The sequence below is a fragment of the Actinophytocola gossypii genome (genome assembly GCF_025165815.1).
GTDB lineage: Bacteria > Actinomycetota > Actinomycetes > Mycobacteriales > Pseudonocardiaceae > Actinophytocola > Actinophytocola gossypii.
In genome coordinates this window covers 462800-476954 of record NZ_JAFFZE010000004.1, presented here as the reverse complement: position 1 = coordinate 476954, position 14155 = coordinate 462800, and the positions used below count along the sequence as shown (strand labels likewise).

The following is a 14155-nucleotide window of genomic DNA, read 5'->3' as shown; positions in this document are numbered from 1 at the left end:
GGCCCGTGGCGGCGACGGCCGGTTCAGGTGGTGAAGGGTTGGGCGGCGAAGCGGCCCCAGGCCACGAACACCGCCATGGCGAGCAGGACGATGTTCACCGTGATCGCCTGTGGTTCGTGGCGGTGGAGGTGGGTGAGGGCGGCGCCGACCATGAGTAGTGCGGTGCCGAGGGCGGCCAGTGGCACGAGCACCGTCGCGGTGGTCAGGGCGGCTGGCAGGATGAGTCCTGCCGCGGCCAGGACTTCCAGGGTTCCGATGGCTTTGATGGCGCCGGCTCCGTAGCCATCGAGTGCGGCTCCGGTGCTGGACGCGACGAGCTTCTCCTTGGGCTGGGCCAGCTTGGTGACGCCGCTGCCCAGGAACACCACGGCCAGCAGGCCCGCGACGATCCACAGTGCGATGTTCATGTCCAACCGACGATGTAGCGTCTCGGGGTGTGAGGTGCGCTGTCGGCGGTGAGCGGACCTCACACTTTCTCGGCGTGTCTCGTCGGATCCCATGAGAGCCGCGACCAGGGGAGTCAGGGACACCATGAACGAGCGATCCGACGACGGCCGGTCCGATTCGGACCTGGCTTCGGCCACGGGTGAGCGACGACAGTTGATCAACCTCGCCTATCGGCTGCTCGGCTCGCTGACCGAGGCCGAGGACGTCGTCCAGGAGACCTACACCCGCTGGTACGCGATGTCCGAGCAGCGGCGGAACGACATCCGGTCACCCGGCGCATGGCTGACGACGGTCGCCAGCCGCATCTGTCTCGACCTGCTCGACTCGGCCCGGGCCAGGCGGGAGCGCTACGTGGGCGAGTGGATCCCGGAGCCGCTGCCCGACCGCGACGAGTGGGGGAGTGCCGCCACCCCCGACCCGGCCGACCGGATCACCCTCGACGAGTCGGTGCACATGGCGTTCCTGGTCGTGCTCGAGTCGATGACGCCGGCCGAGCGCGTCGCGTTCGTCCTGCACGACGTCTTCCGGTACTCCTTCCCCGAGGTGGCCGAGATCGTCGGCCGGACACCGGCGGCCTGCCGCCAGCTGGCCACCTCCGCCCGACGCCGCATCCGCTCCGGGCGGGCGACATCGGCGACATCGACGACATCCACGACGTCGGCTGACCGGCGGGCGGACCTCGTCCGGAGCCTCAAACGGGCGTGGGAGGCCAAGGACATCGACGCCCTGGTCGACCTCCTCGATCCCGAGGTCACCGCGGTGGGCGACGGTGGTGGTCGCGCCGTCGCCGCGCTCGTCCCCATCGAAGGCGCCGAGCGGGTCGCGCGCTACCTCGTCGACCTCGCGGACCTGGCGCCTGGGCTGACCCTGTCGGAACGCACCATCAACGGCCAGCCCGGCCTGGTGGCACACGTCGACGACGGAAGCGTCACGGTGATCGCGTTCGACGTCGCGGGCGACCGGATCACCCACATCTGGGCGGTGCGAAACCCCGAGAAGCTCCGCCCGTGGGGGGCCGGCGGCGTTGCGTGATCGGCAACGTGCCCGACCTGGCCGGTTGGGTCTAAGATCCTGGGTTCTGACCGACGGAAGGGTGTCCCGCCGTGAGTGCCTTGATCTTGATGCTCATCGGCCTCGCCATGATCGTGGCCGGCTACCTCCTCTACTCCAAGTACCTGGCTCGTCGAATCTTCCGGCTCGACGACGGATTCGTGACGCCGGCGCACGAGCTGCGTGACGGTGTCGACTACGTCCCCACCAACAAGCTCGTGCTCTGGGGGCACCACTTCACCTCGGTGGCCGGTGCGGCGCCGATCGTCGGACCGGCGATCGCGGTGATCTGGGGATGGCTGCCGGCCTTCCTGTGGGTCACGCTCGGCACGGTCTTCTTCGCCGGGATGCACGACATGGGGTCGTTGTGGGCCTCGCAGCGCAACAAGGGCCGGTCGATGGGCGCGCTGTCCGGACGGTACATCGGCGGTCGTGGCGCGAAGCTCTTCCTGGTCGTCATCTTCCTGCTGCTGCTGATGGTGATCGCGGCGTTCGCCGTGGTGATCAAGGATCTGCTGATCGGCACGCCGTCCGCGGTCATCCCGGCGTGGGGCGCGGTCCTGGTCGCGCTGGTGGTCGGCCAGGCGGTCTACCGCTGGAAGATGAACCTCGCCGCCGTCACCGTGGTCGGCGTCGTCGCGCTGTACTCGTTGATCCTCCTCGGGGACGCGGTCCCGGTCGAACTGCCCGACCCGTTCCTCGGCATGTCCCCCGGCACCTTCTGGATCATCGCGCTCTTCCTCTACGCCGGCATCGCCTCGCTGCTCCCGGTGTGGGTGCTGCTCCAGCCGAGGGACTACATCAACGGCGTCCAGCTCTTCGTCGGCCTCGGCATCCTGTTCGTCGCGGTGCTGTTCAGCGCGCCGACCCTCGTCGCTCCGGCCTTCAACGACAACCTCCCCGCGGACACGCCGAGCATCGTCCCGTTGCTGTTCGTGACGATCGCCTGCGGCGCGATCTCCGGCTTCCACGGGATGGTGTCCTCCGGCACCAGCTCGAAGCAACTCGACAAGGAGCCCGACGCCCGGTTCGTCGGCTACTTCGGTGCCGTGGGTGAAGGTCTGCTCGCGCTCGGTGCGATCCTCGCCGCCACCGCCGGGTTCCAGACCGTCACCCAGTGGGAGGAGATCTACAGCGCGTTCGGTGCGGGTGGCGTCGGTGCCTTCGTGGAAGGTGGCGGGAACCTCGTCAACGCAGGCCTCGGGCTGCCCTCCTCGCTGAGCGCCACCGTGCTGGCCACGATGGCGGTGCTGTTCGCCGCGACCACGATGGACACCGGCGTGCGTCTGCTGCGGTTCGTCGTCCAGGAGGGCGGCGAGGTCGTCGGCGTCCGGATCGGCACGCTCGCCGGCACGGCGATCGTGATCGTCGTCTCGGTCGGACTCACCTTCAGCCAGGGTGTGGACGGCAGCGGCGGCCTGCTGATCTGGCCACTGTTCGGCACGACCAACCAGCTGCTCGCGTCGCTGACCCTGGCGATCATCGCGGTGATGCTGATCCGCAAGCGGCGCAACCCGCTGCCGGCGCTGATCCCCCTCGTACTGGTCTTCGTCATGTCCTTCTACGCCGCGATCGAACAACTCGGCACGTTCAGCGACTCGGGCGACTGGCTGCTGCTCGGGCTCGACATCGTCATCATCGTCGCCGCGGTGTGGGTGGCGGCGGAGGCGGTGCTGGCGATGATGCGCGCGAGCAAGGAGCCGCCGGAGGCACCGGACGCCGACCTGGTCGACGTCGGTTTCGGCAAGCGGTGACGTCGCGCTGGGCCGCCTTCACGGCGGGGCTGCGGGAGTTCTACGCCGGTCCCTACCGACGTACGTTCGCCCGCGCCCGCCGCGAGGAGGACGACCTGTTCACCGTGGTGGTGCTGGGTGAGGCGCTCGGCGTACCCGACCCGGCGGCCTACTACACGGTCGAGCTGATGCCGGCGCTGTATCCGGAGTTCCACGACTGGCACCGTCGGATGGGCATGGAACGCTCCCCGCTGGAACACGTCGGATGCTGCTAGAGCTCGCGCGCGGTCGCCGGGTGCTCTTCGTCGGCGGCAAGGGCGGAGTCGGCAAGACCTCGCTGGCCTCCGCCCTCGCGCTCGCCCGTGCGCGCGCCGGCGGGCGGGTGCTGGTCGTCTCCACCGATCCCGCGCACAACCTCGGGCACCTGTGGAACATCACCGTCGGTGACGAGCCGACCCGGCTGGCTTCGCTTCCTGGGGCCGGTGCGGAGGCGTATGTCGACGGGCTGGAGGTCGACCCGGGACGTACCGTCGACCGGCACCTGGCCGCGGTCCGGCGGACGATGCGACGGCTGCTGCCCGAGCGGCTGCACGGCCAGGCCGACCGGCACCTGGCGCTGGCCAGGGCGGCACCGGGGACGCACGAATCGGCCGTGTTGGAACGGGTCGCCGAAGCGGTCGCGCTGGGTGACGCCGCCTACGACCTCGTCGTGTTCGACACCGCGCCCAGCGGTCACACGCTGCGGCTGATGGCACTGCCCGAGCAGCTCACCGCGTGGACGGAGACCCTGCTGGCCAACCGGGACCGGTCGGAACGGTTCAGGGCGGCGATGCGGGGCATCACGAGCACGCGGGACGATCCCGGCCGCAAGTCCGACGCCGAGCTGCGCCGGGTACTGCTGCGCCGGCAGGACCGGTTCGCGCTGTTGCGCGACACCGTCACCGACCCGACCCGGAGCGGTTTCGTCCTCGTCCTCGCCGCCGAGCGACTCCCCGTCGCCGAGACCCTCGACGTCCACGCACAGCTCACCGACCTCGGCGTGGACGTCGCGGCCCTGGTCGTCAACCGACGCTCCCCGGCCGATGCCGGCGGGCTGCTCGCCGCCCGCCGCACCCAGGAGGATCGGCAACTCGAGGTCGTACGCGACCGGATCCCCGGGGTGCCGCTGCTGGAGATCCCGTTGCTTCCCGGCGAACCGGTGGGAGTGGACGGACTCGGGCAGCTGGCCGACCTGGTGGACGGCTAGATGATCCCGACGGCCCACATGAGGACGATCAACCCGGCCCAGATCGTCAGCGCCACCAGGAGCTTCAGCCACAGTTGCTTGAGCACGGAACCCGCTCAGAAGTTGTCGATCACGAGCATCACCGAGAGGAAGCCGAAGAACAGGAACGCCGCCGCGATCACCGCGAGGCGAACACCGCTGATCCGTAGTTGCCTCGGCAGTGCCCTGCGGTTCAGCATGATGAGCAGACCGGAGTAGATGAACATCTGCACGCCGGCGATCGACGACGAGATCACCACGAGCACGAACGGCTGGTCCACCCCGGACAGCAGGATGATCGAGCCGACCACGATCATGAGCCAGACGGCGCCGACGTAGATCTTGCTCTCGGTCCAGAACGAACTGTCCTTCGCCGCGTGGATCTTGAGCTGGTCCGCGATCAGCCTGCTGGTGTAGTCGATGATGCCGAGGTTGGTGGAGAACAGCGCGAGGGTCGCGGCCGCCCAGAACGCCGTGCCGAACCACGGTGCGACGGAGTCCTGCAGAATCTGGCCCTCGAGGAAGAGGAACTCGAGGTCCTCCTGGTCGGCCCGCCCGACGCCGACCGTCGAGTAGGCGAGCACCGACAGCACGACCAGCGACACGACACCGATCACGAAGAACGTGATGAACTGCTCCCGGTTCGCGACCTTCCACCAGCCACGCCACCGGCGCATGTTCTCCTCGTCCAGCGGGAACGTGTACCCCAGGGACGGCTTGGCCTCCTCGTGCCCGGTGATCGGCGAGACGATCTTCGGGATGTGCTGGCCCATCCCGAGGCCCTTGTCCCGGATGTAGTTGCTCTGCACCAGGTTGTTGGCACCGCCCGCGCCGGCGAACGCCAGCGCGCCGAGCAGCAGCGCGATGCTCAGGTTCGCCTCCCCGATGGGGAAGCCGATGTCCCCGATGCCCTCGGTGAACACCGCACCCCACGCGTCCGCGGTCGTGCCGACCGGGATCGCGACCACGACGAACAGCATGATCAGCGCGACCAGGACGAACTGGATCTTCTCGACGTACTGGTACACCACCGGCGACAGGGTGAGGGTGATGCCGATGGCCACCAGCGCGGCGAGCGTCACCGGAACCACCGGGAAGTCCTCGGCCCCGAGCGTGAAGCCGAGCGTGGTGGCGGCACCGGTCGCCCAGCCGGGCCAGAAGTTCTGGAACAGCGCGAAGATGATGAACAGCCACCACCACGGCTTCCAGTGCCGCGCGAACCCGGTGATGGCCGATTCGCCGGTGGCGAGCGTGTAGCGCTCGATCTCCATGTTCAGGAAGAACTGCATCCCGAACCCGACGACCGCGGCCCACAGGAACACGAACCCGACCTGCGAGGTGATGTACGGCCAGAGGACGGTCTCCCCGGAGCCGATCGCGGTCGCCAGGATGATCACGCTCGCGCCGGTGATCTTCCGCAGGCCCAACGGTTCCGGAAGATCGCGGACCGGGACCGAGGGAAGGTACTTGTCGGGAAGGGTCCACTGCTTGACGCGCTGCGGTCCGTCGTCCTCTGTCATGCGGCAGCCTCACTCTCGCCATTGAGGTAGGTCTCGCACCGTCACACAGGCATGTTCAGCCTGTCGCCGCTGTGACTCCTGTGTCAATAGTCCGCGCGCGGTCACGGTACGGATGCGACGCTCGTGCTCGTCTCCTGCCAGGCGACCGAGACGCCCACCCGGACCACCGCGTCCAGCCCGACCCCGACACGTACCGCGCCGACGACCTGTGCCGCCTCGGTGACCGGGTCACCCGGACCGGAACCGCCAGCTACGGCACCCGCAACGACATCGCCTTCCGGTGGCCGCCCGACCGCGACGAACAGGACGCCGACCACGACGACACCCCGCGCTGAAGAACGTCGCCGCAGGCAGCGCGGCCTCGCGACGGACCCGGTCGGCCCGGCTCGCTGCTAGGGTTCGATCACCCGGATGACGGTGAGGAGGCGGTGGTGACCTTTGCGGAGTACCTGCGGGAGAACTGGATCACGATCGTCAACGACACCATCCTGCACTTCGACGTGACCCTGGGCGCGATCGCGATCGCGGTGGTCATCGGCGTGGGGCTCGGGATGCTCACCTACCGGCACTCGACGCTCGCGGCGCTGGCCACGACGACCACCGGCGCGTTCCTGACCGTCCCGTCGGTCGCGCTGCTCGGGGTGCTCATCGCGCCGTTCGGCCTCGGCGTGCTGCCGGTGCTCGTGGCGCTGGTCGTCTACGCGTTGCTGCCGATCACCCGGAACACGATCGTCGGCCTGCAGGAGGTGGACCCGGCCGTGGTGGAGGCGGGCCGCGGCATGGGCCTGAGCCGGACCAGGGTGCTCTGGGACCTTCGGCTCCCGCTGGCCTGGCCGGTGATCTTCGCCGGGGTCCGGGTCTCCACCCAGATCATCATCGGGATCGCGGCCATCGGCGCCTGGGTACAGGGGCCCGGCCTGGGCAACCAGATCTTCGACGGGCTCGGCCGGTTCGGCGGCGCCAACTCACTCAACCAGGTACTCACCGGCACCCTCGGCATCATCCTGCTCGCACTCCTGTTCGACCTGGCGCTGGCCGGCGTCGCCAGGCTCACCACCTCACGGGGGATCCGTGCCTGAACCCACCGGCCGCCCCGGGGAGACCATCGAGCTCACCGACGTCACGAAGCGCTACCCCGGTCAGGCGGAGCCCGCCGTCGAAGCGGTGTCGATGGTCATTCCCGCCGGCGAGGTCGTCGTCCTGGTCGGACCGTCGGGCTGCGGCAAGACCACGACGATGAAGATGATCAACCGGCTGATCGAGCCGACCTCGGGCACCATCACGATCGGCGGCACCGACGTGCTCACGCTCGACCCCGACCAGCACCGGCGCGACATCGGCTACGTCATCCAGCAGATCGGCCTGTTCCCGCACAAGCGGATCGAGGACAACATCGGGTTGATGCCCAAGGTCCTCGGCTGGAGCAGGTCCCGGATCAGGGCCAGGGTCGCCGAGCTGCTGGAACTGGTCGGCCTTCCGGCGGACTACGCCCGGCGCTACCCCCGCGAGCTGTCCGGCGGCCAGCAGCAGCGGGTCGGGGTCGCCAGGGCGCTCGCGGCCGACCCGTCGGTGATGCTGATGGACGAGCCGTTCGGCGCGACCGACCCGATCACCAGGGACCACCTGCAGAACGAGTTCCTGCGGCTCCAGCGGGAGGTCCGCAAGACCATCGTGTTCGTCACCCACGACTTCGACGAGGCGCTCAAGATGGGTGACCGGATCGCCGTGCTCCGGCCGAGGTCGGTGATCGCCCAGTACGACACCCCGGAGGCGATCCTGGCCGCCCCCGCCGACGACTACGTCGCCAGCTTCATCGGCGCCGGGGGACAGCTGAAGAAGCTGGCCCTGCTGCGACTGCGGGACGTCGAGCTGGCCCCGGCACCGCGAGCCGAGGGACTGCCGCGGATCGCGGTCGAGGCGACGGCGCGCGACGCGCTCGACCTGATGCTCGGCGAGGGCAGCGACGTGGTGCTGGTCACCGACGACTTCGGCGACGACGCCACCGTGATCGGGTCGCTGGACCTGCGAATGGTGATGGGCGCGGCCGCCGGCGAAGCCGGGAACCCATGACGGCACCGATCCAAGCCCGCCGCCCGGCCAGGGCGGCACGCGGAACCGGACGGCCGCGGTGGGCGGGCCTGCTCGTGCGGCCCGCGTTGATCGTGGCCGGCCTGCTGGTGCTGTGGTTGTGGACGCGGGGACAGCGCCTGGACTCGATCGAGGCGCGCAACGTCAACGGCGAGGTGATCGGGTCCCAGGTGCTCGAGCACGTCGAGTTGACGTTGATCTGCACCGCGCTGACGATCGCCATCGCGGTTCCGCTCGGGGTCGCCGTCTCGCTGTCGCGCAGCCGGGTCGGGCGGGTGGTGGTGCTCGGCCTGGGGAACCTCGGCCAGGCCATCCCGTCCGTCGGCCTGATCGTCCTGCTCGCCCTGGTGATCAGCATCGGCGTCGGCACGGCGGTGATCGCCCTGGTCGCCTACGCCGTGCTGCCGGTACTGCGCAACACCATGGTCGGCATCGAGGGCGTCGACCCGGTGCTGACCGAGGCCGCCCGCGGCATGGGGCTGTCCCGGCTCGCGGTGCTGTTCACGGTGGAACTGCCGCTCGCCGTGCCGGTCATCCTCGCCGGCGTCCGCACCGCGCTGGTGCTGACCGTCGCCAGTGCGCCCCTGGCCGCCCTGATCGACGGCGGCGGGCTGGGGGAGGGGCTGTTCACCGGCCTCTCCCTGAACCGGCCGGTCATCAGCGTCACCTTCGGGGTGCTGGTGGCCGCCCTCGCCCTGTTCGCCGACTGGCTCGGCCTGCTGGCCGAGATGTTCTTGCGCCCCAAGGGAATGTGACCCGTCGATTCGAGGAGGAACTCTCATGCGCGGCTTGTCGGTCGTCGCCGTCGTCGTCGGCCTCGTGGTGCTGGCCGCCGGCTGCACGCTGGAGGAGGAGTCCCCCCGGGCCGAGACCGGATCCGGCTCCATCGAGCGGATCGACGAGCTCAGCGGCGTGTCGATCACCGTCGGGTCGAAGGAGTTCGACGAGCAGCTGGTGCTCGGCCAGATCGCGATCCTCGCGCTGCAGGCCGCCGGCGCCGATCCGGTCGACGAGACGAACATCACCGGTACGGACGCGGTCCGCCGGTCGCTCACCACCGGCCAGATCGACCTGTACTGGGAGTACACCGGCACCGCCTGGGTCTCCTTCCTGAAGCAGACCGAACGGGTGACCGACCCGGAGCAGCTGTTCGACCGGGTCAGGACGCTCGACGCGGAGAACGGCGTCACCTGGTGGGCGCGCGCACCGGGCAACGACACCTACGCCATCGCCGCCAACCGCGAGGCCGCCGAGGAACACGGCATCACGACGATCTCGGACTACGCGGAGCTGGCGAACACCAACCCGGCGGCGGCGTCGACCTGCATGGGTCCGGAGTTCAACAGCCGGGACGACGGGCTTCCCGGCCTGGCCGCGATGTACGACTTCACGCTGCCGGACGCGCAGCGGCACGAGGTCAACGACGCCGTCGTCTACACCGAGGTCGGCTCGGGCAAGACCTGCGACTTCGGCTCGGTGGCGTCCACCGACGGCCGGATCCCCGCCCAGGACCTGGTCGTGCTGGAGGACGACAGGTCGTTCTTCCCGGTCTACAACCCGGCGATCACGATCCGCGCCGAACTCGCGACGAAGTACCCCGGCCTCGAGGACGTCTTCACCCCGATCGCCGAGGCACTCGACGACGAGACGCTGCTCGCGCTGAACGAACAGGTGAGCGTCGAGGGCGCCGCGCCGGCCAAGGTCGCGGCCGAATGGCTGCGGAAACAGGGCTTCATCGGCTGAGGCCGGCGGCTGCTCATCGACGGCGTGGGAATCGCGGGTCGGTGACGAGTGGCCCGTACTCGTCGGCCATGTCCTGGCCGATCTCCCGGACGTCCTCGTCGTGGCCGGCGAGCGCGCGGCGGACGAGCAACCCGTGGACATGATCGGGGTGATCGAGGAGGAACTCGAGCGCCGGGGACGGGTACGGCCGGTCCGCGTAGCGCTTCGTGCAGGACGCGGATGCGTTCCTCGAAGGGAACGTCCCGCAGAAACCGCCACCGTGCCTGCCGGTACGTGTCGGCGGCGGCGTGCACCTCCGACCAGAGGGCTTCGGCCTCGTCGGACGTCACCGGACGGTCGTAAGAGGACTCCGGGCACTCCCCACCGGCGCCCGGAGCTCCCCCTGTCGTGCCCATGACGGACCGATCCTTCCCCGTCTCGGTCCCGGGCGGGCCGGGCCGGCCTTGGCGGGCCGGCCACGGTCACCAGGAACGCTAGACTGCTGGCACGAGCCGCCCCAGTGTTGATGCGCACAGTGCCCCTGGCATCCAGTCACCCTCCGCTGTGCCAGCGCCGCTTCGGTCAGGGCGGAGAGCGCTACCTACAGGGAGCTGCCCGGAGTGCCGAGCCAGCAACTGCGACGGGTGTGTCAGGAGGCGACCGGCCCGGACGGTGTGCGGCGCGTGCTGGAGCTGCTCGCCCGCCGACTCGCCGGGGAGATCGTGCTCGCGGGACCCGCCGAGGAGCGGGCGGTCGTGACCTCGTCGGGCGCCGATCGGCTGGTCCGCATGCTCGGCGGCGAACTCGCCGAGGACGTCGCCCGGGTGCGCGCCGGGCACGTCGACGCCGCCGCGGTACACGCGAGCGGGTACGACGTCGCGGTACTGCCGGTGGGGCCACCGCCGGCGCGGCCGGTGCTCGTCGTCGCGCGCCGGGGGCCGCTGACCGCGGAGCAGCGGAGCCTCCTCGCCGACGCGGCGAACCCGCTCTGGCTGAGCTGGCGCACGATGATCGCCGAGCAGCGGGCCGAGCGCCTCGACGCCGCCGACGCGGCGGTGCGCGAATCGGTGTTGCACCTGCTCATGGTGGGGCAGCTGTCCGGTGCCCGCCGGACCGCGGAAGCCCTCCGCCCGGCACTGCCCGACCTGGCCCGGGTGCACATCGTCGAGGGCGGGCCGGACTCCCGAGGGCTGCTCACCCCGCGGTGCCGGGAGGTGTTCGGCACGGCCGCCTGGGTGGTGCCGTGCCCGGTCCACAGCAGGCACGTCATCGTGATCGCCCCGGCCGAGGCCGACGCCGTGCCGCCGCCGGCCCACCTGATCCGGGAACTGACCGAGCGGGTCCCGGAGGCCCGCATGGGCGTCGGGACGCGAGTGGCGCTGCGGGACATCGTGGTCGGGTACAAGCAGGCGTTCCACGCGCTGTCGGTGGCCCGCCACCGGCCCGAGCGGTACGCCGGGTTCTCGCCCCGCGGTGAGCTCGGTGAGCTGCTGGGGCACGCCGGGCGGGCGTGGGCCGCGAGCACGCTCGCACCGCTGCTGGCCTACCGGCCCGCTCGTCCCCAGGACCCCGACGCCTTCGAGCTGCTGGCCACGCTGCTGTCGTGGCTCGAATTCGGTTCCCGGGCGGCGTCGCAGCTGAAGATCCACCGCAACACGCTGTCCGCACGTCTGCAGCACATCGGCGCCGAGCTGGACCGCGATCTCACCCGGGTCGCGACCCAGGCCGAGCTCTACCTGGCGCTGCAGCTGATCGACGAACGGCCGCACCCCGGCGCGCCGGCCGAGGCGGTCGAGTTCACCACGCTGTTCGATCGCCCGGAGATCCGGCGTTGGGCCGCCCTCCAGTTGTCCCCGCTGCTGCCCGCCAACCGGCGGACGCTGCTGACCACCGTGCGAGCCTGGTTCCAACACGACCTGCGGACGGCCCCCGTCGCCGCCGCGCTGGGGATCTCCGCACACGGCCTGCGCAAACGCCTCGCCCGGGTCGAAGAACTCCTCGGTCGGGCCCTGCTGGTCGGCCCGTCGGCCCGGTACGACCTGTACCACGCGCTCCGCGTACACACCGACTCGGCGCCGACCCAGGCGTAGCCGCCGTGGCCTGGGCAATCTGACGACCTGTCCGCAGCGTCACCGACGCTTGTCGGGCTCGGACCGTGCCTGATTCGGGAAGCCGTGGCAATGTGGTTGTCGGTAACGTGGAGTAGGAGGGCGACCACATGGTGAAGGTGATCGGCGCGGGGTTCCCGCGGACCGGGACGTCGTCGATGAAGGCGGCGCTGGACCAACTGGGTTTCGGCCCGTGCCACCACATGTTCGAGGTGTTCGCGAACCCCGAGCAGGGCGAACGCTGGCACGCGGCGGCGCTGGCCAAGCACGACACGTCGGACCAGCGCCGGACCGTGGACTGGGACTGGGTGCTCGAGGGGTACCGGTCGGCCGTCGACTGGCCGTCCGGCCACTTCTGGCAGGAGATCGCGGCGGCCTACCCCGAGGCGAAGATCATCCTGACGACCCGGGACCCGCACCGGTGGTACCGCAGCATGCGGGAGACCATCTTCGCCGGCATCGACGCCGACGGCCGCCCCAGCGACCGTCTCGGTGCGACGGGCGCCATGCTGGATCTGGTGTTCGGCGCGACGTTCGGGCACGCCGACCGGGCGCCGAGCGAGGACGACGCCGTCGAGGTCTACCAGCGCCACGTCGATCACGTTCGCGCCACGGCACCGGCCGGTCGGCTGTTGGTGCACGAGGCCAGCGACGGTTGGGAGCCGCTGTGCGCGTTCCTCGGCGTCGACGTGCCGGACACGCCGTATCCGCACCTGAACGACACCAAGGCCCTCCAGGAATTCTCCGCGAAGATGCGCGAGGGCGGCATCGCCAGCACTCCGTTCGGTGAGATCAACTTCGCCGGCTCGTCCGACGGATGACCTGAGCGGTCCGGGACGGGGACCGGCGCCGGCTCGTCGTCACACCCGTACCGGGACCGTCCTTTGTGGCCACTGACGCGGCACCTACGTGATCTTCGCCTCAGTGGCCCCGTTGGCCATCGACCTGTGCCACCTTGGGCGCCGTCCACCTGGCCGTCGGAGAACGGGAGCGTTGTTGGCTGGCCCGCCGCGTAACTTCCGGGTGCTGGTGGTCGGGTACTCGTGTTCCGCGTACGGCAACTACCTCAACCTGGTCGCGTTGAGCCTGTTCACGCTCGCGGTCACCGGTGGTCCGCTCGGTGTCGGCATCGTGATGGCGCTGCGGCTCGGGGCCGGGTTCGGCACGGGGCTCGTCGCCGGGTGGCTGGTGAACCGGTTCGACCGGCGGCGCCTCATGATCGGCACGGACCTCGCTCAGGCGACCGCCATGGTCGCGCTCGCGGCCGGGCCGGCGAACGTCGGGCTCCTGGTGGCCGCCGCCGTCGTGCTCGGGGCCGGCAACGCCCTGTTCAACGTCGCGCTGCGCAGCAGTGTGCCCGCGATGGTCGGACAGGACCAACGGGTCGGGGCCAACGGCCAGCTCGTCACCGGGCGGTCGATCGGCACCGTGCTGGGTTTCGCCTCCGCGGGCGTCATCGTGGCGTCGGGCGGGTTCGCGGCCGCGTTCTACCTCAACGCCGCCTCGTTCGTCGTATCCGCCATGGCGCTGGTCGTCCTTCGGCTCCCCACCCGCGCGGACGACGACTCGACCGGCACCGCGACCGGCACCGCGCCGGGACGGCCGGAACGGACGCTGCTCGCGCTCGCCGGTCCCGTCGTCGTCCTCATGATCGCGGTACGCGGCGCGGACGCTTTCGGGTCCGCGTCGCACAACATGGCCCTCCCGCTCTACGCGAGCCGGCTCGACGGCGCCGAGCCCGCTGTCGTGATGAGCCAGTTCTGGGCGTCCTGGGCGGTCGGGACGCTCCTCGCGCACCAGGTCCTCCGCCGGTGGCGACACGGGGAAGCGTTGGGGGAGCGGGCGTTCGGGCTCGGCACCTGCCTGATGTCGGTGGGCTTCGTGCTCGCCTTCGCCGTCCCGGCCGGGCCGGCCCTGATCGCGGTGGCGCTGCTGGCCGGGCTCGCCGACGGCTGGACCGAGATCGTCTACACCTCGCGGTTGCAGGCCGCCCCCGACAAGCAACGCGGCCGCCTCTTCGGCATGTCCGCGACCGCCGAGACCGCGGGGTTCGCGGTCGGGATGTTGAGCAGCTCCGCGGTGCTGGAGGCCGCCCCGGAGGTGACCGTCGTCGCGATCTTCCACGGTGTCGCTTTCCTCGCCGCTACCGCTCTGCTCGCCGTCGCGTTCGCCCTCCGCCGCGCCACGGCACCCGCTGGGAGTGTGGAAAAGGATGTCGACTAG

At 70.5% G+C, this 14155-nt stretch carries 14 protein-coding genes; 11 read left to right on the top strand and 3 right to left on the bottom strand.

Annotation, left to right across the window (positions count from 1 at the left end; all coding sequences use genetic code 11):
- Window positions 1-23 precede the first annotated feature (23 nt).
- Window positions 24-407, bottom strand: coding sequence for a DoxX family protein (locus tag JT362_RS03510; RefSeq protein WP_260189534.1), 384 nt, complete (start codon window positions 405-407; stop codon window positions 24-26).
- Between the two features lie 124 nt (window positions 408-531).
- Here JT362_RS03510 and sigJ point away from each other — a divergent pair, with 124 nt between their 5' ends.
- From sigJ to JT362_RS03490, 4 genes are all read left to right on the top strand, one after another.
- Entirely contained in the window at window positions 532-1479 is a 948-nt protein-coding gene (sigJ, locus tag JT362_RS03505; RefSeq protein ID WP_260189533.1) for an RNA polymerase sigma factor SigJ, read from the top strand.
- A 71-nt stretch (window positions 1480-1550) separates the two neighbouring features.
- Window positions 1551-3251: a carbon starvation CstA family protein gene (locus JT362_RS03500; RefSeq protein WP_260189532.1), complete on the top strand. Its 1701-nt coding sequence runs from the start codon at window positions 1551-1553 to the stop codon at window positions 3249-3251.
- Window positions 3248-3505, top strand: a complete 258-nt coding sequence (locus JT362_RS03495) for a cory-CC-star protein (protein WP_260189531.1) — start codon at window positions 3248-3250, stop codon at window positions 3503-3505. Before JT362_RS03500 ends, JT362_RS03495 begins: the two co-directional genes overlap by 4 nt.
- Window positions 3496-4476 carry an ArsA family ATPase gene (locus JT362_RS03490; protein ID WP_260189530.1) on the top strand — a complete coding sequence of 327 codons (981 nt, stop codon included), beginning with the start codon at window positions 3496-3498 and terminating at the stop codon, window positions 4474-4476. Before JT362_RS03495 ends, JT362_RS03490 begins: the two co-directional genes overlap by 10 nt.
- Before the next feature lie 95 nt (window positions 4477-4571).
- Here the strand turns inward: JT362_RS03490 and JT362_RS03485 are convergent, their stop codons facing one another.
- On the bottom strand, window positions 4572-6014 hold the full coding sequence (locus tag JT362_RS03485) for an Nramp family divalent metal transporter (RefSeq protein WP_260189529.1): 1443 nt from the start codon (window positions 6012-6014) through the stop codon (window positions 4572-4574).
- Window positions 6015-6115: 101 nt separating this feature from the next.
- Complete coding sequence (locus tag JT362_RS03480; protein ID WP_260189528.1) at window positions 6116-6331, bottom strand: hypothetical protein; 216 nt, start codon at window positions 6329-6331, stop codon at window positions 6116-6118.
- Between the two features lie 114 nt (window positions 6332-6445).
- On the opposite strand from JT362_RS03480, the gene JT362_RS03475 reads away from it, so the two are divergent.
- The 7 genes from JT362_RS03475 to JT362_RS03445 all read left to right on the top strand — a co-directional run bounded on the left by JT362_RS03475 (window position 6446) and on the right by JT362_RS03445 (window position 14155).
- On the top strand, window positions 6446-7093 hold the full coding sequence (locus JT362_RS03475; protein ID WP_260189527.1) for an ABC transporter permease: 648 nt from the start codon (window positions 6446-6448) through the stop codon (window positions 7091-7093).
- Window positions 7086-8084: an ABC transporter ATP-binding protein gene (locus JT362_RS03470; RefSeq protein WP_260189526.1), complete on the top strand. Its 999-nt coding sequence runs from the start codon at window positions 7086-7088 to the stop codon at window positions 8082-8084. Before JT362_RS03475 ends, JT362_RS03470 begins: the two co-directional genes overlap by 8 nt.
- Window positions 8081-8857 (top strand): ABC transporter permease, encoded by a 777-nt coding sequence (locus tag JT362_RS03465; RefSeq protein WP_260189525.1) that lies wholly within the window; start codon window positions 8081-8083, stop codon window positions 8855-8857. Before JT362_RS03470 ends, JT362_RS03465 begins: the two co-directional genes overlap by 4 nt.
- Window positions 8858-8882: 25 nt before the next feature.
- Window positions 8883-9845 (top strand): glycine betaine ABC transporter substrate-binding protein, encoded by a 963-nt coding sequence (locus tag JT362_RS03460; RefSeq protein ID WP_260189524.1) that lies wholly within the window; start codon window positions 8883-8885, stop codon window positions 9843-9845.
- A 599-nt stretch (window positions 9846-10444) separates the two neighbouring features.
- Complete coding sequence (locus JT362_RS03455) at window positions 10445-11914, top strand: helix-turn-helix domain-containing protein (protein WP_260189523.1); 1470 nt, start codon at window positions 10445-10447, stop codon at window positions 11912-11914.
- Window positions 11915-12042: 128 nt separating this feature from the next.
- Window positions 12043-12753, top strand: a complete 711-nt coding sequence (locus JT362_RS03450; RefSeq protein WP_260189522.1) for a sulfotransferase family protein — start codon at window positions 12043-12045, stop codon at window positions 12751-12753.
- 175 nt (window positions 12754-12928) lie between these two features.
- Window positions 12929-14155, top strand: coding sequence for an MFS transporter (locus JT362_RS03445; protein ID WP_260189521.1), 1227 nt, complete (start codon window positions 12929-12931; stop codon window positions 14153-14155).

Coding starts and splice junctions, on each gene's coding strand:
- JT362_RS03485 (WP_260189529.1), bottom strand. CDS start 6,014: ATGACAGAGGACGACGGACCGCAGCGCGTCAAGCAGTGGACCCTTCCC.
- JT362_RS03460 (WP_260189524.1), top strand. CDS start 8,883: ATGCGCGGCTTGTCGGTCGTCGCCGTCGTCGTCGGCCTCGTGGTGCTG.
- JT362_RS03490 (WP_260189530.1), top strand. CDS start 3,496: ATGCTGCTAGAGCTCGCGCGCGGTCGCCGGGTGCTCTTCGTCGGCGGC.
- JT362_RS03465 (WP_260189525.1), top strand. CDS start 8,081: ATGACGGCACCGATCCAAGCCCGCCGCCCGGCCAGGGCGGCACGCGGA.
- JT362_RS03510 (WP_260189534.1), bottom strand. CDS start 407: ATGAACATCGCACTGTGGATCGTCGCGGGCCTGCTGGCCGTGGTGTTC.
- sigJ (WP_260189533.1), top strand. CDS start 532: ATGAACGAGCGATCCGACGACGGCCGGTCCGATTCGGACCTGGCTTCG.
- JT362_RS03450 (WP_260189522.1), top strand. CDS start 12,043: ATGGTGAAGGTGATCGGCGCGGGGTTCCCGCGGACCGGGACGTCGTCG.